We start from the raw sequence: 20969 nt of genomic DNA on the forward strand, positions 1-20969 counted from the left end.
GGCATTACCCGCCGCCGCGATGGCTGGTTCAGCCTTCCTTCTTGACACCCGTCAGACGGATCATGCCGTCAGGCGAGGCAACGAAGCCGGTGACGTTCTTGTGCATCGCCCAGATCCACGAGTTATGGCCGAGATAGATGATCGGCATGTCGTCGTTGAGGATCACGGCCGCGGCGTCATACTTCTGCTTGCGGACCGCATCGTCGGTGGACGCGCGGGCTTCGTTCAACAGCTTGTCGACTTCGGCGTTGCAATACTTGGTATCGTTGATGCCGCCCTTGCAGGTGATGAACTGGTGGATGTTGCCATCAGGATCGATACGGCCGGACCAGTCCGAGCGGCTGAGCTGGTAGTTGCCCGCCGTCTGCTCGGAAAGCAGCGTAGCGAATTCTGTCGAGCGGATGGTGACGTCGAAGCCGGCTTCAGCAACCATCGACTGGACGACCTGCATCATCTGCGAGGCGACCGGGTTGTTCTGCACCTGCAGCTCGATCGGCACGCGGTCGAAACCGGCTTCCTTGATCAACGCCTTGGCCTTGTCGAGATCGCGAGCGGGAACCGGGATATCCTTGTCGAACCATGGGCTGTTCGGCGGGAACGACTGGTTACCGGCAACCGAGGTGCCTTCATAGACGATCTGGTTCAGCGCATCGCGGTCGAGCGCCAGCGAGAAGGCTTGGCGCAGGCGCTTGTCCTTGCCGAACGGATTGTCGGCACGAGCGCCGTTGCCGACATTGGCGTAGAGCGCCATGTAGCCGGTGCCGATCGCGTCGGCATAGGTGAGGCTCGCATCTTCCTTCACCGAAGCGGCATCGGTCGGTGCCAGGCGCTCGATCATGTCGAGATCGCCCGAGCGCAGGTTGGCAAGGCGCACCGTAGTGTCCGGGATCGGCAGGTAGGTGACCTTGTCGACGAAGATATTGTCCTTGTTCCAGTAGTCCTGGAACTTCTCGAGCACGATGCGGTCCTGCTGGACGCGCTCGACGAACTTGAAGGGACCGGCGCAAACCGGGTGATTGCCGAAATTGGCACCCAGTTCCTTGGCAGCCTTCGGCGAAACGATCATGCCGGCGCGGTCAGAAAGCTGGGCAAGCAGCGTCACGTCAGGGCTCTTCAGCGTGAACTTCACCTCGTATTCGCCCGAGGCCTCGACCTTCTCAACCGAGGTCAGCTCGCTCTTGCGGCGCGATTCCGGCAGCGTCATGTTGCGTTCGATGGTGGCGACGACTGCCGCCGCATTCATCGGTGTTTCGTCGTGGAACTTGACGCCTTCGCGCAGCTTCATGGTCAGCGTCTTGCCGTCGTCGGACCATTTCCATTCGGTCGCGAGCTGCGGCACGATTTTCAGGTCGGGGGTCACGTCGACGAGCTTGTCGCACATCGCGGTATAGACGATGCGGCCGACGAAGGTGCGCGACTGCGCGGGATCGAGCACGTCGGCATCGTCCTGCAGGCCGATCTTGAGCTCAGCGGCAAAGGATGGGAGGGCAACAATTGCCCCGGCTAGAAGGGTCGTCACGAAACTGGCGGTCTTCATTTCACTCTCCTCTGGTTCTTTTTGTTTGCTTCATTGTCGTGGCTCTTCAGGTGAGCTCTTCTTTGGTCTCCGGTATCTGGTGGTCGAGCGAGGTCATTCGAACCAGGCTCTCCTGCAGCGTCAGCAGGTGCTGGCGCATCGCTTCGCCGGCTCTCGCGGGATCGCGGGCGGCAATGGCATCGACGATTGCGGTATGCTGTCCGTAGGTCACGGTGCGCGTCTTGCCGGCGGCGCGGGCCCGTTCGCGGATCGTCTGCCAGGCTTCGTCCTGGCGCACGCGGTTGATGACGTCGAAGATCGTCAGGAAGAACTGGTTGCCGGCAGATTGGGCGATATGGCGGTGCAGCGCCCCGTCCCACAGTTCGCGGCCGTCGGCATCGGTGCTTTCGTAGATCTTCTTGACCAGCTCATACATGCGCTCGACGTCGTGCTTCTTGGCGCGGATGGCGGCAAGCTGAGCGAGCTGCGGCTCGATGCGCAGGCGCACTTCCATGATTTCCATAAGGTCGGTGCCGGCGACGATCGAATCCACATGCTCGCTCCAGCCGTCGGGGCGCCTTCCGGCAAAAGTGCCGGATCCCTGGCGGCGCCAGATCAATCCCTCGGCTTCGAGAACTTCCAGTGCGCGGCGGATGGCACGGCGGCTGACGTCGAGCATCTCCGAAAGCGCTCGCTCGGTCGGCAGCTTGCCATCGGCATCGAGGCTGTCCGAGCGCAGCAGCGCACGCAGCTTGTCGAGTGCGTAATTGGAGTTCCCCGTGGTCTCATCCATAGTGAATGGTCCGAACCAATTTCTTATTGGTTCAATCCAAAACCATATTGGTCCACCTCGTCAAGCGGTTTTTTGTGCAATTTTTGCGGCGCACAAAAATTAGGCTGCGATCTTCGCCATGCACAAAAAATCCGGCGCCGATGACGCCGGATTGGGCAGGTCGAAGATGCGGAATCCCTTAAATACCGGCGATCTTGCGCAGGTCGTCGGTGGCGCCGGGCGCGGTGGCCAAAACCGGCGATCCCTTGGTCAGCCGCTCGCCTTCGGTCGGGAAGGGGTGATACCAGCCGCCGGCTTCCTTGACGAGGCAATAGCCAGCCATGCAATCCCAGGCATGCATGTAGGGCTCGTAATAGCCGACCAGGCGGCCGGCCGCGACGTAGGCGAGCATCAGCGCTCCCGAGCCGTTGCGGATGAAGTTGCCGCCGGCTTCGAGAAGGTTTTCCACCATCTTGCCGACGAAGGCCGGCGTGACGTGGTTATTGGCGCCGATGCCGGTGACGGCGTTACGGATGGTGCGCGACGGGTCGAGCGACAGCTTCTTGCCGTTCAGCGTCGCACCCATGCCGAGGGCTGCGGCATAGAGCTCGTCGTGGCAGGGTGCGGAGATGACGCCAACGACAGGCACGTCTTCATGCAGCAGGCCGATCGACACGCACCAGTTCGGCATGCCGTTGACAAAGGGGCTGGTGCCGTCGATCGGATCGACCACCCAGGTGAAGCCCGAAGTGCCGGTCTCCAGGCCGTATTCCTCGCCGAGAACGCCATCGGTGGGATAGGCTTCGTTGAAGCGCTTGCGGATCAGGTTTTCGACCTCGCGGTCGGCGATCGAGACCACGTCCTGCGGATCGCGCTTGGTTTCGATCACAAGTGTTTCGCGGCGCTTGAAATAGTCGAGCGCCACCGCTCCGGCTTCGCGGACAACGGCTTCAGCCAGCGCAAGGCGCGCTTCGAGCCCGGGTACGACATGCGACGTCATGAAAATCTTCCCTTGATGAAATGCGGCGCTCAGCCGCCGATGATAGCAATACCGCGATCCTTGAAGCCGATCTCCACCTCTGTCAAAGGCGCGAACGCCCTTTCCACTGCGGGATCGACGACGAAGAGCGTGCCGTTACTGGTTTTGACTTCGTACTCCACATGATCGCCGAGATAGGCGGCATGGGTGATCTGGCCGCTGAAGGCGCCGCCATTCCTCGGCGCCAGCGTGATGGCGTTCGGGCGGACCGCCAATTGCGCCGGGCCGGGTCGCATGTTGCGGCCCGTTATGCGATGGGTGAGGCCTTCGACATTGATCGTCGCGTGATCGCCGTCGATGCCGATGACATCGCAGGGCACCACATTGGCCTCACCCATGAAGTCGGCGATGAAGGCCGACACAGGCTGGTCGTAGAGATCGCGCGGCGCGCCCTTCTGCGCGACTTCGCCATCCTTCATGACGATGATCTGGTCGGAGACGGCAAGCGCCTCGTCCTGATCATGCGTGACATAGACGGCGGTGAAGCCAAGCCGCTGCTGCAACTCGCGGATTTCGGTGCGGACGCGGCGCCGAAGCCGGGCGTCGAGGTTCGAGAGCGGCTCGTCGAGCAGCAGCACCTGCGGCTCCAGCACCAATGCCCGGGCAACCGCGACACGCTGCTGCTGGCCGCCGGAGAGTTCGGCCGGAAGCCGCTGGCCCATGCCGCCAAGACCGACGAGCTTCAGGCCTTCCTCGGCGCGCTCGCGCGCTTCCTTGCGCTTGATGCCCGACGATTCCAGGCCGTAGGCAACGTTATCGAGCGAGGTCATGTGCGGGAAAAGCGCGTAAGACTGGAAGACCATCGAGACATCGCGCTCGTTGGCCGGCAGCATCGTCACGTCCTTGCCGCCGATCAGGATGCGGCCGGCGCTCGGATGTTCGAGACCGGCGAGCATGCGCAGCGTCGTCGTCTTGCCGCAGCCCGACGGGCCGAGCAACGTCACCAGCGTGCCGGGTTCGATGGTTAGAGACAGATCGGGGATCGCGGTGAAGGCGCCGAATGTCTTGCGCACGTTCTCGAAGACGACGGAACCGGGTTTGTTGCTGCTCATGCGGTTTTCTCCTGACCGAGAGGTGCGGATGCTATGGCCGCCGGTGCCGCCATGGCGACGCGGTTTTCGCGGCGCAGGCGGCGTTCGCCGACGAGGAACTGGAAGCCGGCGATCACCGTGACCATGACGACGATGAGGGCCGAGGAATAGGCGATGGCAACGCCGTATTCGCCATTCTCGACAAGGCCGACGATATAGGCGGTGGACATGTTGTATTCGGCGCTGACCAGGAAGATCACGGCGCTGATCGAGGTGATGGCACGCACGAAGGAATAGACGAGGGCTGCGGTGATCGCCGGGCGCAGCAGCGGCAGGATGACTTTGCGGATCGTCCGGAAGCTGTTGGCGCGCAGCGTCAGCGATGCCTCGTCGAGGCTCTTGTCGAGCTGGCTCATGGCCGCCACGCCGCCGCGCACGCCGACCGGCATGTTGCGGAAGACGAAGCAGGCAACGAGGATCAGCGCCGTCCCCGTCATTTCCAGCGGCGGCAGGTTGAAGGCCATGATGTAGCTGATGCCGATGACCGTACCGGGGATCGCGAAGCTCAGCATCAGCGCGAATTCGAAGACGTTACGGCCGACGAACTTCTGGCGGACGATGATATAGGCGGTCAGCAGGCCGACAGCAGCCGTGAGCGGGGCGGAGATCAGGGCGATCTCCATTGTCGTCCAGAACGAATTCCAGGCGACCCCCGTCCACGCCAGGCCGCCGTCATCACGGAACCCGATCGAGAAGGCGCGGATGTAGTGTTCGAATGTCAGCGTATTGTCGAGGCCCCAGGTGCGCACGAAACCGCCGAACAGGATCATCGCGTAGACGACGATGGTGAAGATCGCCCATGGGATGACGAGGGAATGAACGGCAATCGAGACGCCGCGCGGCAGGGCGATGTGCTGGCCGGAATCGCCCTTGCCGGTGACGGTCGCATAGCTCTTGCCCTGCAGCCAGAAACGCTGGGCGATGAAGGCCGACATGGTGAAAACGAGCAGTATCATGGCGAGCACGGCGGCGCGGGCCGGATCGTTCTGTGAGCCGACGACGGCAAAGAAGATTTCCGTCGACAGCACGCCATGGCTGCCGCCGAGCACCATCGGGTTGCCGAAATCGGCCATGCTTTCGATGAAGCCGATGAGGAAGGCATTGGCGAGGCCGGGCTTCATGAGTGGCAGCGAGACGCGCCAGAAGGTGCGCCAGCGGTCGGCGCGCAGCGTTTGCGATGCCTCTTCCATCGACGGACTGACGCCTTCGACGACGCCGATCAGCACCAGGAAGGAAATCGGTGTGAAGGATAGAACCTGGGCAATCCAGATGCCGGTCAGGCCATAGAGCCAGCGGCCGGGCTCGACGCCAAGCAGGGAAGATACAAGCTGTGTGGCGACACCGGAACGGCCGAAGAGCAGGGTGAGCGCCAGGCCGACGACGAAGGGCGGCGTGATGATCGGCAGGATGGTCAGCAGCCGCAGACCCTTCTTGTAGGGAAAGCGGGTGCGGGTGGCGACCAGCGCGAAGCAGAGGCCAAGCGTCGTCGAGCCAGCCGCCGTCATGATCGCCAGCCAGAGCGTGCGCCAGGCAACGCCGCAGCGCTCGCCGCCAACGACGCAGCCTAGGCTCCAGACCGAGGAATCCTGGATATTGGTGAGAAAGCCTGTGGGGTTGAAGGAGCCGTCGAAATCCTGAAAGGCGCCGACGAACATGCTGCCGACGGGGTAGAACACGAAGATGGCGACGAGGAACACCAGCATGGCTATGGCGCCGACCACGAAGGCGTCGCCTTTCATCACGCCGCGTTCGGCAAGGCCGAAGGCGAAGAGAAACACGAAGACAAGGCCGGTCACCACCGCGCCAGCGCCCATCGAGGGCTGGCCGTCAGGGAGCGCGCCGAAGAGGGTTTCTGCGAATGTCCAGCTCCAGCCGGAGAGATTGATCGCCAATCCCTCGATCGTCAGGAAAAGCACGCCCAGGCCGCCGGCCCAGGCCAGTAGCGTAGCGCGCTGCTTCGGATCGGGAAGGAAGCGCGCGATGCCGCCTAGCAATACGAGGAAGACGGCGATCGCGAGCCACCATCGGCCATAGGTGGTGATCTGCAGGATGCCGGGCGCCGTGGAGGGATCGCCCAGAAAATCAGACAGCCACCCAAGGCCGAAGAAGCCGCCTTCGATCCGATACCACGGGAGCAGTATCAGGGCGGCAATGGCGAAGACGAGAGCGATATCCAGTCTGCGATTGTGGTTCTTCATGGTTCGCTCCCGCTTGAGCACGGCATTATGCTTGGCGGCCGGCAGCCATCGGCAGCCGGCCATCGAGATCACTTGAAATCAGTTGGCCTTGGCGCCGATGTCCTTGTCCCAGCGGGACAGCAGCGCCTTGCGCACATCGGGATTGCCGTATTTGGCGAAGTCGTAGTCGATGAGCTTGATGTCCTCGAACTTCGGTGCTTCCTTCGGAATCTCGGCCGACTTGTTGGACGGCAGCTGGAAGGACTTGGCGTCCTTCATGTGCGATTGCGCATCGGCGCTGAGCGCCCAGTCATACCACTTCTTGGCGTTCTCGAGGTTCTTGGCGCCCTTGACGATCGACATCGAGCCGATTTCATAGCCGGTGCCCTCGCAAGGCGCGACCGCCTTGATCGGGAAGCCTTCGACGGTCTGCGCGACGGCGTCATGCATGAAGACGATCCCGATGGTCGACTCGCCGCGGGCGGCGGCCTTCACCGGTGCCGAACCCGACTTGGTGTATTGGGAGACGTTGGCATTCAGCTTCGTCAGGTAGTCGAAGGCCTTGTCCTCGCCCATGATCTGCACCAGCGTTGCCAGCGTGTTGTAGGACGTGCCCGAGGAGTTCGGGTTGGCGATCTGGATTTCACCCTTGTAGGACGGATCCAGCAGATCGGCCCAGCACTTCGGTTCCTTCAGGTCCTTCTGCTTCAGGATGTCGGTGTTGTAGCCCCAGCCGAGCGCACCGGCATAAACGCCGACCGTGCGGTACTTGGCGCTTTCGGCCTGCTTCTTGGCCCAATCCTGCAGCTGGTCGAACAGCGGCGATTTGTATTCCAGCGTCAGATTTTCGGCGGCGGCCTGAAGGTGCGGGTCGCCGGTGCCGGCCCACCAGATATCGGTCTTCGGGTTGCGGGCCTCGGCGCGGATCTTCGCATAGGTCTCGCCGGCCGAGAGGCGCACCATGTTGACCTTGATGTCGGACTGCTTCTCGAACAGCCCTTTCATGAGGTCGCAGACTTCCTGGTCTGCCGAGCAGATCACATTGAGATTGCCAGCGGCATGAGCCGAAAAGGCAGCAAAAGTCACACTCGCGGCAAGCGCTGCCGCGGCAAGTTTAGCTGAACGCATTCTTTCCTCCTGGATGTGGCGGCGCCTCCACGCCGATCGCCTTTGCAAGCGTGTGCAAATGCTGCATGACCCAAGAAAGCCTGTCAACAGTTTTTGTCACAAAACTGTTATAAATCCATTCGCAGGGATATTGCACGCAATTGCAATATCGTGCACAGTCGCGTGCAAGGGGAGATTCAGTTGGTCACGAAAGTCTTTGTCAGCGCGCAGGAAGTGGCGGAAAAAGCGGGGGTTTCCCGTTCGGCGGTGTCGCGCACGTTTACGCCAGGGGCCAGCGTAGCACCCGAGACACGCAGGCGGGTGATGGAGGCGGCCGAGGCGCTCGGATATCACGTCAATCATCTCGCTCGCGGGCTGATGCGCAACGAGAGCGGCATTGTCTGCCTGATCGTTTCGGAGATGGGGACGCCTTATCGCTCGTCGCTGATCAGGGCGGTCACCCAGCACCTGCAGAATTCCGGCAAGATCGCCATGCTGATCAATACCGACCGCTCCGACGGCAGTGTTGACCGGGCGTTGCGGCAGGCGATTCGCTACCGCGCCGATGCCTCGATCATCCTGTCCGGCCAGCCCGACAAGTCGATCACCCAGCTTTGCCTGAAGAACGGCCAGCGGCTGGTGCTGATCAACCGCGACGACGCGCAGCCGGGCCCGTTCAGGATCAATCTCGACGACAAGGAGGCTGCCAGCCGTATCCTCACCGCCTTCGTGCGCGCCGGCTGCCGGCGCTTGGCTTTCGCCAATTCGGAAGTCGGGACGCCCAGCCTGATGGCCCGCGAGTACGGCTTCGTTGCCGCCGCCGCAGCACTCGGCATGGAGGTCGCCGTCGAGCGCTTCGGCCCGACCGGCTACGAGGCGGGCAAGGTCGTCGCCCAGCGGCTGTTGACCCGCAAGGAAAGGCCCGACGCAATCTTCTGCGCCAACGACCTGCTCGCTTGCGGCGTGATGGACGCGGCCCGTCATCAGTTCATGATGTCCGTCCCCGATCAGCTCTGCGTCGCCGGCTTCGACGATATCGAGCAGACCTCCTGGTCATCCTACGATCTCACCACTTTCGCCCAGCCCGTCGAAGCCATCGCCCGCGAGGCAGTCGCCTTTCTGGCGGAACCCGGAAGCGCGGAGGACGACGGGCAGGGCCGGTCGATCAGGCTGCATGCGGAGCTCATCTGGCGAGGGTCGATCCGCGGCGGATGACGGTGTTGAGCCGATCTGTGCATACGATTACACAGATTTTCACAGGCTGTAAGTTTCCGACGCAAAGCTACTGTTGCCACATAAAGTCATGATTTCTCGTCTATAATGGGCAGAGGTGCAATCCATTGACCTCTCAGCTTTGTAACCTGCGGCAAAAGTCGCCTTGAACACGTTTACATTGTCTCGTAGATGTCGAGGCGGCCGGTGCGGTTGCCGAGGCCAGCGAGCGGAATGGACATGTCAGAAAAGCGCGTGCATCTGGTCTTCAAGACCCATCTGGATATCGGTTTCACGGATCACGCGGAGAAGGTTCGCCGCCAGTATCACGAGCGGTTCATTCCCCAGGCGATCGAAACCGGGGCGCATTTCCATGCAGAGAATCCCGATGAGCCGAAGTTCATCTGGACGACGGGCGCCTGGCTGATCTGGGATCATTTGAATTCGCGCTCGTCTGCGGAAGTCGCAGCCCTTGAGCAAGCGATCGACCGCGGGCTGATCCGCTGGCACGGCCTGCCGTTCACGACGCATACGGAGCTGATGTCGCCGGATCTTTTCCGCGCTGGCCTGTCCTATTCGCAGGAGCTCGACCGCCGCTTCGGCAAGACGACGATTGCGGCGAAGATGACGGATGTGCCCGGCCATACGCTCGGAATGGTGCCGCTGCTCGCCGAAGCCGGGATCCGCTTCCTGCATCTCGGCGTCAACACCGCCTCGCCGCCGCCGGAAGTACCGGATGTTTTTCGCTGGCGGGCACTTGATGGCGCGGAAGTCGTGGTCATGTATCAGCGCTCCTATGGCGAGACCTACTTCCCTGACGGCTTCTCGGATGGGCTGAGCTTTGCCCATACCAACGACAATATCGGCCCGCAAAGCGTGCCGCAGACGGCCGAGGCGCTGCGCGAGATCCGCAATCGCGAGCCGGATGCGGTGATCCGCGCGGCGACGCTGGAGGATTACGGCGCGCTGCTCTGGGAAGCGCGCGAGCGCTTTCCGGTTCTCGAGATCGAGCTCGGCGACAGCTGGATCCATGGCAGCGCCACCGACCCGCAGAAGACCGCCCGCTTCCTGGCGCTGCAGCGGCTCTATGACCGCTTCGCGGGCGAGGGGTTGAACTGCAGCCGTCTGGCTTTTGGCCGTGAGCTGGCGATGGTGGCCGAACATACCTGCGGCGTCGATATCAAGTCCTATCTCCGAGACGACAAGGCCTGGTCGCGGCCGGATTTCGAGGTGGCGCGCAAGGGGGATTACCGCTTCGCCTATGCCGAACGATCCTGGCAGGAGCAGCGCGATTATCTCGACAAGGCCGTCTCGATGCTCGATCCCGCGGACGCCGCACTGGCGGCGGATGCCGTTTCCGCGCTTTCGGCTCCGGCACTTCCGGTGCTTTCAGGGAAGGAGACCGTCCTGAAAGCCGGCGGCTGGACGATCGTTCTCGACGGTGCAAGCGGCGACATCACCTCGATCGCAACGCCGGCGGGGACGGTGATTCCGGGCCGGGGCGGCGCGCTTCTCGGCTATCGCTACGAGAGCTACGATGCCGCCGATGTCGGCAGGCATATGGACACCTATCTGACGCACCGTCAGGAATGGGCGGTTCTCGATCACGACAAGCCGGGGCTCGGCCAATCCGGCGTGGCGCTGTCTCAAGTGTTTTCACCGGTTCTCGAGGCGGCTGCAGGCAACATGATGTTGCTCTCGCTGCCCGAGCGCGCATCCTCGTCATATGGGGCGCCGAAGTATGTTTCGCTGCGGTTCCTGGATGAAGGCGATGCGCTTTCCATTCAGCTGACATTGCATGCCAAGCCTGCCAATCGTATGCCGGAGGCGAGCTTCTTCTTCGTCACTCCTGCCGGGGATGCGGCGTGGAGTTTCTGCAAGATGGGGCTTTGGCACACGTCGGGCGCGATCGCCGAAAGCGGCGGGGCGCAGCTGCAGTCCGTCAGCGCCGCACGCACCGGTGCGCTGCAGATCGAGCCGCTGGATACGCCGCTCGCAGCGCCTGCAAGCTGGGATTTCATGACCTTCTGCAAGGCGCGTCCGGATTTCTCCGGCGGTATCCGTTTCAATCTCCACAACAACAAGTGGGGCACGAATTTTCCGATGTGGTGCGAGGGCGATATCATCGCCCGCTTCAGGCTTTCAGAAATTTAAGTATCTGAAAAATAATAGCAAAAATAAGCCGCAGAGAGCGATCTCCGCGGCTTTTCCGTTGTGGAAAAGTCTTTGCCTTTGCCCGCTTGCGCTAAGTTGGATACTAATATACTACTTCTTGCCAAGCCAACGGGAGGTGGCGACGGGTGAGGACAACAGGTCAGCGCATCACGATTGAAACGGGGGCCGGGACGCGATGAGCGAGACCCGCAAGAAGCGCTCGCTCGCCGGCGTTACCCATCTCTCGCATCAGCGAGCCGCCGCGCCACGTGCCGCGACGCTGGTCTATAACGCGCTGCGCGACGACATCATCTCGCTCCGCCGCAAGCCGATGGATCTCCTGAACGAGAAGGAGCTGGAAGCGCAGTTCGGCGTCAGTCGCACGCCGATCCGCGAAGCGATGCTGCGTCTGTCGGACGATGGTCTGGTCGATGTCTTTCCGCAGTCCGGAACCTTCGTGTCCCGCATTCCGCGCCATGCGCTCTACGAGGCGATCCTTGTGCGCAAGGCGCTTGAGGACACCACTGTCTCGATCGCCGTCGAGAAGATGACCCCTGCCGGTCTGCGTCTGCTGGAGCGCAATCTTGCCGATCTCAGCGCCTGCGTGCGCGACGACGATGTCGCCGCTTTCCATGTGGTCGACAATGATTTTCACAAGCTGATCAGCGATATCGCCGGCTTTCCCGGCATCTGGGCGATCATCCAGCAGGTCAAGGTCCATTCCGACCGCTACCGCCTGCTGACCCTGCCGCAGGAAGGGCGTCTCGCCCGTGTCATCGAAGAGCACTCCACCGTCATCGACTGCATGAAGGCAGGCGACAAGGCGGGTGCTGCCTCGGCCATGGCCTTCCATCTCGGCAAGTTGCTCGGCGAAGTCGAGAAGGCTGAAATCTGGGATCCGAACTATTTCATCGAGGATGCGAAATCTCCCTTGGCATCCGCTGATCAGAAGGGAAAAATTCAATGAAGATCGACGTCCGTCACGCGTCCCATCCGGAAGCCGTCCGTGGCTACGACACCGAGACGCTGCGCCGCCACTTCCTGATCGAGACCGTCTTTGAAGGCGGAGACATCAGGCTGACCTATTCGCATTACGATCGCATGGTGATCGGTGGTGCCACGCCGCTTGCGGCTGCGCTGGTCCTTGGTGCGCCGAAGGAAATCGGCCAGGAGACGTTCCTTGCCGAACGTGAGCTCGGTGCCCTCAATGTCGGCGGCGCCGGCAGCGTCACCGTTGATGGCAAGCGTTATGATCTCGCCAAATATGATTGCCTCTATGTCGGCAAGAGTACCAAGGCCGTCAGCTTCGAAAGCGCCGATGCGGCAAACCCGGCCAAGTTCTACCTGGTCTCGACGCCGGCGCACCAGACTCATCCGACCGTTCTCCTGACCCGCGACAAGGCGCGCCACCTGACGCCGGGGGAAGCTGCGACCGCCAACAAGCGCTCGATCTACCAGTTCATCCATCCGGAGGTCTGCCAGTCCTGCCAGCTGACGATGGGCTTCACGATGATCGATGCGGGCAGCGTCTGGAACACCATGCCGTCCCACACCCACGACCGGCGCATGGAAGCCTATCTCTATTTTGATCTCGAAGCCGATCAGCGCGTCTTCCATTTCATGGGCGAGCCGCAGCAGACCCGCCACATGTTGGTTGCCAGCGAGCAGGCGATCATCTCGCCGCCCTGGTCGATCCATTCGGGCGCCGGCACCAAGAACTACAGCTTCATCTGGGCGATGGCCGGTGACAACAAGAGCTTCACCGATATGGACCATATCGCCATTGCGGATCTGAGGTAGGACGATGGCCAATCCCTTCGATCTCTCGGGCCGCACCGCCGTCGTCACCGGCGCCAATACCGGCATCGGCCAGGGCATTGCGCTGGCGCTCGCCGAAGCCGGTGCCGCAATCGTCGCTGTCGGCCGTTCGTCGATGGACGAGACCGAGGCGCTGGTCAGCAAGGCGGGTGTCCGCTTTCACGCCATCAAGGCCGATCTTGGCAGCATCGCGCCGGTCAAGGATATTGTCTCGGAGACGGTTTCGGTCTTCGGCGGCCTCGATATTCTGGTCAATAATGCCGGGATCATCCGCCGCGCCGATGCGGTGGATTTCACCGAGGAAGATTGGGACGCGGTCATCGACACCAATCTGAAGACCGCCTTCTTCCTGTCGCAGGCGGCCGGCCGTCACATGATCGAGAAGGGCCGCGGCAAGATCATCAACATTGCCTCGCTGCTCTCGTTCCAGGGCGGAATCCGCATCCCGTCCTATACGGCTTCGAAAAGCGGGCTTGCCGGCATCACCCGGCTGCTCGCCTGCGAATGGGCGGGCAAGGGCGTCAACGTCAACGCGATCGCGCCCGGCTATTTCGTCACCAACAACACCACGGCGCTGCGCGACGATCCGGACCGCAGTGCCGCGATCCTGGCACGCATCCCGGCTGGCCGTTGGGGCACGCCCGCCGAACTTGGCGGGGCTGCCGTGTTCCTGGCATCGGCCGCATCCGACTACGTCCACGGCACCGTGATCCCTGTCGATGGCGGCTGGCTGGCGCGCTGAACGAATGAGTGAATTCGCGCCCGCTCGCGGGCCGCGTCTGGAGGAGACATGCAGTACCAGTTCGATTTTGCGGCGCTGATGCCCTATTGGCAGGATTTCCTGTCGGGCGCGCTGACGACGATCGAGATTACCGTGTTTTCGGTGATCATCGGGCTTGCGATCGGCATCGCTTGCGCCATCGCGCGCCGGTCCGATGTGCCGCTGCTGCGCACCGTCGTCGGCATCTATATCGAAGCGGTGCGCAATACGCCGTTCATCGTGCAGATCTTCTTCATCTTCTTCGGGCTGTCGTCCATCGGATTCCGACTGCCGATCCTTGCCGCCTCCGTCTTCGCCATGGTGATCAATGTCGGCGCCTATACGGCAGAGATCGTTCGCGCCGGGATGGATTCCATCCATCCGAGCCAGATCGAGGCGGCCGAAGCGCTTGGCCTCTCGAAACTGCAAATCTATCGCGATATCATCCTCCTGCCGGCGATCGAGCGCGTCTATCCGGCGCTCTCCAGCCAGTTCATCCTGATGATGCTGTCGACCTCGATCTGCTCGCAGATTTCGGCCGAGGAGCTGACGGGTGTCGCCAACAATATCCAGTCGAACACGTTCCGGTCGCTCGAAACCTATTTCGTCGTCGCGCTTCTCTATATCGCCATCACCTATCTGATGCGTGCCGCCTTCTTCGGGCTCGGCCTCATTGCATTCCCGCGCCGCCGCCGGCTCGGGCTCGGCGTGTGAGGTGACGATGCTCGGAGCTTTCTCGACCAATCACCTGATCTATCTGCTGGATGGCCTGCTCTGGACGATCGTGCTGTCCGCGCTCGCCTTCATCCTCGGTGGCATTGCCGGCTTCTTCGTCATGCTGGCGCGCATCTCGCGCTTCCGCTGGCTGCGGCGCACCGCTCTCGTCTACATCCAGATCGTCCAGGGCACGCCGCTGTTGATCCAGATGTTTTTGCTCTATTTCGGTCTCGGCGTCTTCGGCATCTCGGTGCCGCCGCTTGCCGCCGCCGGTCTCGGCATGATGGTCTATTCGAGCTCCTATCTCGGCGAGATCTGGCGCGGCTCGGTGGAATCGATCGCCAAGACCCAGTTCGAAGCTGCCGAATGCCTGGGTCTGACCCGCTGGCAGGCGCTGCGCGACGTCATCCTGCCGCAGGCGCTGAAGATCGCCACGCCGCCGACGGTCGGCTTCCTCGTGCAGCTCGTCAAGAACACCTCGCTTGCGTCCGTCGTCGGCTTCCTGGAGCTGACGCGCGCCGCGCAGGTCATCAACAACTCCCTGTTCCAGCCGTTCCTGGTCTTCGGCGTCGCAGCGCTCTTCTACTTCTGCGTCTGCTATCCGCTGTCGGTCTGGAGCCGTTCGCTTGAGAGGAAACTCAATGTCGGCCGCCGTTAAACTCACCAATGTCGTCAAGCGCTTCGGCGCCCTGGAGGTGCTGAAGGGCGTCTCCTTCGAAATCAACGCCGGCGAAGTCGTGGCGCTGATCGGCCAGTCCGGTTCGGGCAAGAGCACGGCGCTGCGCTGCATCAACCGGCTGGAGACCATCCAGGACGGCACGATCGAGGTCTGCGGCCACCGGGTCGAGGATCCGAAGCTCGATCTGCGCTCGCTGCGCCGGGATATCGGCATGGTGTTCCAGAGCTACAATCTCTTCCCGCACATGACGGTGGCCGAAAACATCATGCTGGCGCTGCGCCGCGTGAAGTCGATGCGCAAGGATCAGGCCCGCGAGATCGCCACTGAGGTTCTCGCCAAGGTCGGCCTGTCGGAAAAGATCGACAATTATCCGGAACAGCTTTCCGGCGGACAGCAGCAGCGCGTGGCGATCGCCCGTTCGCTCGCCATGCAGCCGAAGGTGATGCTGTTCGACGAGGTGACCTCGGCGCTCGATCCGAAGCTGACGGGCGAAGTGCTGCGCGTCATGGAAGATCTCGCCCGCGGCGGCATGACGATGATCGTCGTCACCCACGAGATGGGCTTCGCCAAACGCGCCGCCAACCGCGTCATCTACATGCATACCGGCAAGGTCTGGGAGACGGGAGGAGCAGACATCCTTTCCAATCCCCAGACGCCGGAACTGAAGGAATTCATGGCCGAAGAGCTCTGAATTCAAGGAGGAGTACCTGCACGCATGCGCGCAGGGTCGGGTAAACGAGAGAGGAGACTCATATGCCGACGACAATGATTTCGAAACTGGCACTCATCGCGGGCGCCAGCCTGCTGGCCTTCGCATCGGCCGCCAATGCCGATGTGCTCGACAATATCAAGAAGGCCGGAAAAGTGCGTATCGCGGTTGCGATGGGCATTCCGGAATATTCCTTCGTCGACGAAAATCTGAAGCCGACAGGCTCGGACGTCGAAACCGCAAAGCTGATCGCCAAGGATCTTGGCGTCGAGCTGGAACTGGTGGAAATCACCAACGCCGCCCGCGTTCCCTCGGTGCAGACGGGCAAGGCTGACATGGTCGTCTCCTCGCTCGGCATCACCGAAGAACGCAAGAAGGCGATCGATTACTCGGTTCCCTACGCAACGCTGGCGCTCGTCGTAGCCGGTCCGGCCGACGCCGCGATCAAGGACTATGCCGATCTCGACGGCAAGCGCATCGGCGTCACGCGCGCCACCACCAACGACCAGGACATCACGGCCAAGGCCAAGGGTGCCGACATCGTTCGCTTCGAAGACGATGCGACGCTGATCACCTCCGTCGTCTCCGGCCAGGTCGATATTCTCTCCAGCCAGTCGGCCGTCATCAACGGCATCAACAAGAAGATGACCGCCAATCCGCTGCAGATAAAGTTCACCCAGAAGGAAACCAATCTCGGCATCGGTATACCCAAGGGCGAAACGGCGCTGAAGGGCTGGCTCGATGGTTGGGTGAAGACCAATTTCGACAACAAGGTGCTGCGCGATATCTATCGCAAGTTCCACAATGCCGAACTGCCTGACGATCTGACCTCGCGTCAGTAAACGTCAAAAAGAAACGCCGGGGCTTTGCGGCCCCGGCGGACTTTCAAGCGAGCGCCTGCGCCCGCTTCTGATAGACCTCGGGATCCGGGATCGGCACCGCGGCGATCAGCGCCTTGGTGTAGTCGTCCTTCGGATTTTCGAAGATTTCCCGCCGCGTTCCCGTCTCGACGATCTTGCCGCCGCGCATGACGGCGACGTGATGCGACATGCGCTCGATCACCGCCATGTCATGCGAGATGAAGAGATAGGCGAGCCCCATCGTCTCCTGCAGTTCCAGCATCAGATCCAGCACCTTGGCGCGGACGGAAACGTCGAGTGCTGCCACGCTCTCATCGGCGACGATCACCTTCGGGCCAACGGCAAGTGCGCGGGCGATGCAGATGCGCTGGCGCTGGCCGCCCGAGAATTCGTGCGGATAGCGGGTTGCCGCATCCGGCGTCAGGCCGACGCGACGCAGCAGTTCGGCGACACGATCCTGCCGCTCACTCTTGTTGCCGATGCCGTGGATGAGCATCGGTTCGGCGATGGCGGGGCCGACGGCCATGCGGCTGTCGAGCGAGGCATAGGGATCCTGGAAGATCATCTGCGCGGAGCGGCGAACCGGGCGCATTTGGCGCTGCGTCAGGCCGGCAATGTTCTGGCCGTCGATCAGCACGCTGCCGGTGAAGGGAATGAGGCCGAGCACGGCCTTGCCCGTCGTCGACTTGCCGGACCCGCTTTCACCGACGAGACCGAGGGTCTGGCCGGGCATCAGGTCGAAGGAGACGCCGCTGACGGCCTGTACCTGCGGCTTGCCCTTGAAGAACCGTCCGACCGGGCTGCCGTAGTGGACGTCGAGATCGCGAACGGCGATCACGGGTGCGGCGCCCGTCCGTTCAGGCTCGATCTTGCGCGGCGTCACGCGCGGCGGGCCATCGGTGCCGGCAAGTGCGCCGAGGCGCGGCACAGCGGCGAGAAGCTGTTTCGTGTAGTCTTCCTGGGGACGGTTGAAGATGGCGAGCGATGGGCCTTCCTCGACGATCCGGCCGTTCTGCATGATCAGCACGCGATCGGCCATTTCGGCGACCACGCCCATGTCATGGGTGATGAGCACGATCGAGGTGCCGAACTCGGCCTTCAGCTCGCGCATCAGCTTGAGGATCTGCGCCTGAACCGTGACATCGAGCGCCGTCGTCGGCTCGTCGGCGATCAGCACCTTCGGCTGGCAGGAGAGCGCCATGGCGATCATCACGCGCTGGCGCATGCCGCCTGACAGCTCATGCGGGTATTGCTTCAGCCGCCGCGCCGGATCGGTGATCTGCACCGCATCCAGCATCTTCAGCGCTGTCGCCTCGGCATTCTCGCTGCCCTGGTGCTCGCGGATCGCCTCGGTCAGCTGCGCGCCGATCGACATCACCGGGTTCAGCGAGGTCATCGGCTCCTGGAACACCATGGCGACATCGCCGCCGCGCACGCTGCGCATGGCGCGGTTCGACAGCGTCAGCAGGTCACGCTCGCCAAGCAGGATGTTGCCGGACGTGACGCGCAGCGACGCCTTCTGCAGCAGTCCCATGATGGCGAGCGAGGTCACCGATTTGCCCGAGCCGGATTCGCCGGCGATGCAGAGCGTTTCGCCGCTTGAGAGGCTGAAGCTGATATCCCTGAGGACAGGCTTCAGCCCTTCGGGCGTGCGTGCATCGACGCTGAGATTGCGGACGGAAAGGACCGGCGCTGGAGTGGCGGGCAATGTCACGAGAATACGATCCTCGGGAAGTAGAAGGACACCACCCAGTTTGGCATGTCGACGATTTCGCTGATGCGCAGATCGCCGCAGACCGAGCAGAGCATATAGGCATCGACAGGGTTGAGGCCGTGTTCGACCGTCAGAAGATCGATCATCCGCATGACGGCTTCGCGCGCGCCCGTCATTAGATCGGGGCCGATACCGGTCGTGACTTCATAGCCCATGCCGTCGAGGTGGCGGGTGACCGGCTCCGTCGTGGTGAAGCGCGGCGACTGCAGCCGAGCGTCCTTGACGAGCTCGATCGTCGCTTCGACATTCATCTGGCTTTCGATCGCCGTGCCGCAGACTTCGCCGTCGCCTTGGGCGGCGTGCGTATCGCCGATCGAGAACAGTGCGCCATCGACTTCTACCGGCAGGTAGAGGGTGACACCGGCCGTCAGGTCGCGGATGTCCATATTGCCGCCGACGCGGCGGGGCGGGACGACGGAATGGGTGCCGGGCTCTGCCGGAGCCACGCCGATCGTACCGGCAAAAGGCTTCAACGGCACACGGCCGCCGGGGCCGAAGAGCGCCGGAACCATGCTGTTGGCATCATAGGACCAGACATGCAGCGCCGGCTCCTTGAACTGGTCGGCGAGCAGGCCGAAGCCAGGAATATTGGCCGTCCAGCCGACGCCCGACGGAATGAATTTGCGCAGCGTTACCTTCAGCGCATCGCCGGGTTTCGCGCCCTCGACATAGACAGGGCCGGAAACCGGGTTGATCTTGCCGAAATCGAGATCGCGCAGCGTATCGAGGGTCGCATCGCGGCCGAGCTGGCCGCCCGAGGAATCCATACATTCGAAATGGATCGTCTCGCCCGGCTTGGCGACAACGGCCGGGGCAAAATCCTTGTTCCAGCCGAAATTGTGCTGGGCGCGGTGAATGGTGTGGGTGCAGGCAATGCACATCTTGTGTGTCTCCCTCGTTCTTATGGCGTCCTCCCGGCCGGAGCCGGGAGGGCGTTCACCCGTCAGGGCTTATTGGTTGACGTAGATCGCGTCGTAATTGATGACGCGCGTCGGATCGATATAGACGTTGTCGGCGCCGCCCATGCGGAGCGACTTGGCAACGACGCGGCGCTCGTTGATCACTGGAACCCACGGCGCATCGGCCATGATGTCGGTGAAGATTTTGCCCCAGGCAGCGGTGCGTTCAGCACCCTTTGCCGGGTCGGACATCGAGTCTGCCGCAACAGCGCGGGCATCGAGATCCTTGTTGCAATACCAGGACCAGTTCCAGCCACCGGCAACCGCACCGGAGCAACCCAAGATCGGGCCGTAGAAGTTGGACGGATCCGGGAAGTCGGCGATCCAGGCCATGCCGCCCGACCAGATCATCGGTGCTTCGCCTTCGGTGCCACCGGCCGATATGACGTTGGCCTGCGCCAGGGCACGAACCTCAGCCTTGATGCCGACAGCGGCCAGATCCTGCTGGATCGCCTGGGCGATACGCGGTTGCGGATCGGTGTTGGTGGAGTAGAGCGTCGTTTCGAAACCATCCGGGAAACCGGCTTCGGCGAGAAGCGCCTTGGCCTTGGCAACGTCGTAGGTATAGCCGGTGAAGGACTTGTCATAGCCCGGCATCAGCGGCGGCAGCGGCTGGTTGGCAGGCGTTGCGCGGCCGTTCAGGATGCGGGTGATGCGGTCCTTGTTGACGGCCATGTTGACGGCCTGGCGAACCTTGACGTTGTCGAACGGCTTTACCTTGGTGTTCAGCGTAATGTAGCCGGTGTGGAGCTGCGCACCATCGACGATCATCTTTGCGCCGTCGGCGGAGTTCTTGATCTCGAGGAACTTGGCTGGCGGAATGCCGTCGCCAGCGATATCGACTTCGCCCTTCTGCAGGCGCAGCAGTGCGACCAGCGGCTCCTGGCCGACTTCAACCGTGAAGCTGTCGACATGCGGGACGTCCTTGACGAAGTAGTCCTTGTTGCGCTCGAACACGAGCTTCTGGCCGATCGTCCAGTCCTTCAGGGTGAAGGTGCCGGAGCCGACGGGCTTCTTGCCGAAATCGCCGCCTGCTGCCTCGACTGCTTCCTTCGGAACGACGGAGGCGAAGTTGATGGCGAGAACGTGCAGGAAGGTGGCGTCCGGACGCGACAGCGTGAAGACGACGGTGCCTGCATCAGGCGTCTCGATGCCGGAAAGCGTCTCGGACTTGCCGCCCGTCACGTCCTCGAAGCCCTTGATGGCGCCGAAGAAGCCGGCGCCCGGGCCCTGCGTCTTCGGGTTGACGGCGCGTTCGATAGAATACTTGACGTCGGAGGCGACGACTTCGCGGCCGTTCGAGAATTTCACGCCCTTGCGGAGCTTGAACGTGTAGGTGAGGCCGTCATCCGAAACGGTGAAGCTTTCGGCCAGCGACGGAACGAGGTTCGGTGTACCCGGCTCATAGTCCATCAGGCGCGAATAGAGGCTCTTGATCATCGACCAGTTGACCCAGTCGTAACCGATGGCCGGGTCGAGGGTGGCGATATCGTCCTTGTAGGTGACGATAATGTCGCCGCCCTGCTTGGGTGCATCCTGTGCCATGACCGAGAGCGGCGCCAGCGCCACCACCGATGCCATGGTTGTCATTCGAAGCCAGCTTTTGAACATATTGGTTCCCCTTC

Annotated in this window: 18 protein-coding genes; 9 read left to right on the forward strand and 9 right to left on the reverse strand. The window is 62.4% G+C overall.

Going from position 1 to position 20969, the window contains the following annotated elements; genetic code table 11:
• Positions 1 to 28 precede the first annotated feature (28 nt).
• The 6 genes from AC1DV9_RS03285 to AC1DV9_RS03310 all read right to left on the reverse strand — a co-directional run bounded on the left by AC1DV9_RS03285 (position 29) and on the right by AC1DV9_RS03310 (position 7723).
• On the reverse strand, positions 29 to 1537 hold the full coding sequence (locus AC1DV9_RS03285) for an ABC transporter substrate-binding protein (RefSeq protein WP_477946168.1): 1509 nt from the start codon (positions 1535 to 1537) through the stop codon (positions 29 to 31).
• Between the two features lie 46 nt (positions 1538 to 1583).
• Positions 1584 to 2309: a FadR/GntR family transcriptional regulator gene (locus tag AC1DV9_RS03290; protein ID WP_477946170.1), complete on the reverse strand. Its 726-nt coding sequence runs from the start codon at positions 2307 to 2309 to the stop codon at positions 1584 to 1586.
• Positions 2310 to 2487: 178 nt separating this feature from the next.
• Complete coding sequence (locus tag AC1DV9_RS03295) at positions 2488 to 3288, reverse strand: inositol monophosphatase family protein (protein ID WP_477946172.1); 801 nt, start codon at positions 3286 to 3288, stop codon at positions 2488 to 2490.
• A 29-nt stretch (positions 3289 to 3317) separates the two neighbouring features.
• Positions 3318 to 4379, reverse strand: a complete 1062-nt coding sequence (locus tag AC1DV9_RS03300; protein WP_477946173.1) for an ABC transporter ATP-binding protein — start codon at positions 4377 to 4379, stop codon at positions 3318 to 3320.
• Entirely contained in the window at positions 4376 to 6616 is a 2241-nt protein-coding gene (locus tag AC1DV9_RS03305) for an ABC transporter permease (RefSeq protein WP_477946175.1), read from the reverse strand. Before AC1DV9_RS03305 ends, AC1DV9_RS03300 begins: the two co-directional genes overlap by 4 nt.
• Positions 6617 to 6694: 78 nt before the next feature.
• The gene (locus AC1DV9_RS03310) at positions 6695 to 7723 is read right to left on the reverse strand and encodes an ABC transporter substrate-binding protein (protein ID WP_477946176.1); all 1029 of its coding nucleotides are present in this window, start codon (positions 7721 to 7723) and stop codon (positions 6695 to 6697) included.
• A 180-nt stretch (positions 7724 to 7903) separates the two neighbouring features.
• On the opposite strand from AC1DV9_RS03310, the gene AC1DV9_RS03315 reads away from it, so the two are divergent.
• The 9 genes from AC1DV9_RS03315 (at position 7904) to AC1DV9_RS03355 (ending at position 16593) form a co-directional block, all read left to right on the forward strand.
• A complete protein-coding gene (locus AC1DV9_RS03315) occupies positions 7904 to 8917 on the forward strand; it encodes a LacI family DNA-binding transcriptional regulator (protein WP_477946178.1) in 1014 nt (337 codons plus the stop codon).
• A gap of 237 nt (positions 8918 to 9154) precedes the next feature.
• A complete protein-coding gene (locus AC1DV9_RS03320) occupies positions 9155 to 11068 on the forward strand; it encodes a DUF5054 domain-containing protein (protein WP_477946180.1) in 1914 nt (637 codons plus the stop codon).
• Positions 11069 to 11264: 196 nt separating this feature from the next.
• Complete coding sequence (locus tag AC1DV9_RS03325) at positions 11265 to 12035, forward strand: GntR family transcriptional regulator (RefSeq protein ID WP_112598023.1); 771 nt, start codon at positions 11265 to 11267, stop codon at positions 12033 to 12035.
• Complete coding sequence (kduI, locus tag AC1DV9_RS03330; protein ID WP_477946183.1) at positions 12032 to 12868, forward strand: 5-dehydro-4-deoxy-D-glucuronate isomerase; 837 nt, start codon at positions 12032 to 12034, stop codon at positions 12866 to 12868. Before AC1DV9_RS03325 ends, kduI begins: the two co-directional genes overlap by 4 nt.
• A gap of 4 nt (positions 12869 to 12872) precedes the next feature.
• The gene (kduD, locus tag AC1DV9_RS03335; RefSeq protein WP_477946185.1) at positions 12873 to 13628 is read left to right on the forward strand and encodes a 2-dehydro-3-deoxy-D-gluconate 5-dehydrogenase KduD; all 756 of its coding nucleotides are present in this window, start codon (positions 12873 to 12875) and stop codon (positions 13626 to 13628) included.
• A gap of 48 nt (positions 13629 to 13676) precedes the next feature.
• On the forward strand, positions 13677 to 14360 hold the full coding sequence (locus tag AC1DV9_RS03340; protein WP_112516446.1) for an amino acid ABC transporter permease: 684 nt from the start codon (positions 13677 to 13679) through the stop codon (positions 14358 to 14360).
• Between the two features lie 7 nt (positions 14361 to 14367).
• A complete protein-coding gene (locus AC1DV9_RS03345) occupies positions 14368 to 15021 on the forward strand; it encodes an amino acid ABC transporter permease (protein ID WP_112388859.1) in 654 nt (217 codons plus the stop codon).
• Positions 15005 to 15733: an amino acid ABC transporter ATP-binding protein gene (locus AC1DV9_RS03350; protein ID WP_112538745.1), complete on the forward strand. Its 729-nt coding sequence runs from the start codon at positions 15005 to 15007 to the stop codon at positions 15731 to 15733. Before AC1DV9_RS03345 ends, AC1DV9_RS03350 begins: the two co-directional genes overlap by 17 nt.
• 62 nt (positions 15734 to 15795) lie before the next feature.
• Entirely contained in the window at positions 15796 to 16593 is a 798-nt protein-coding gene (locus AC1DV9_RS03355; RefSeq protein ID WP_310290404.1) for a transporter substrate-binding domain-containing protein, read from the forward strand.
• Between the two features lie 43 nt (positions 16594 to 16636).
• Here AC1DV9_RS03355 and AC1DV9_RS03360 read toward each other — a convergent pair whose 3' ends face one another.
• The 3 genes from AC1DV9_RS03360 to AC1DV9_RS03370 form a co-directional block, all read right to left on the reverse strand.
• The gene (locus tag AC1DV9_RS03360; RefSeq protein ID WP_477946187.1) at positions 16637 to 18325 is read right to left on the reverse strand and encodes an ABC transporter ATP-binding protein; all 1689 of its coding nucleotides are present in this window, start codon (positions 18323 to 18325) and stop codon (positions 16637 to 16639) included.
• Positions 18322 to 19266 (reverse strand): acetamidase/formamidase family protein, encoded by a 945-nt coding sequence (locus AC1DV9_RS03365; RefSeq protein ID WP_112388863.1) that lies wholly within the window; start codon positions 19264 to 19266, stop codon positions 18322 to 18324. Before AC1DV9_RS03365 ends, AC1DV9_RS03360 begins: the two co-directional genes overlap by 4 nt.
• Positions 19267 to 19335: 69 nt before the next feature.
• Entirely contained in the window at positions 19336 to 20955 is a 1620-nt protein-coding gene (locus tag AC1DV9_RS03370) for an ABC transporter substrate-binding protein (protein ID WP_112388864.1), read from the reverse strand.
• Between the last annotated feature and the right edge of the window lie 14 nt (positions 20956 to 20969).

It is taken from the genome of Rhizobium sp. 01L410, from assembly GCF_056400165.1.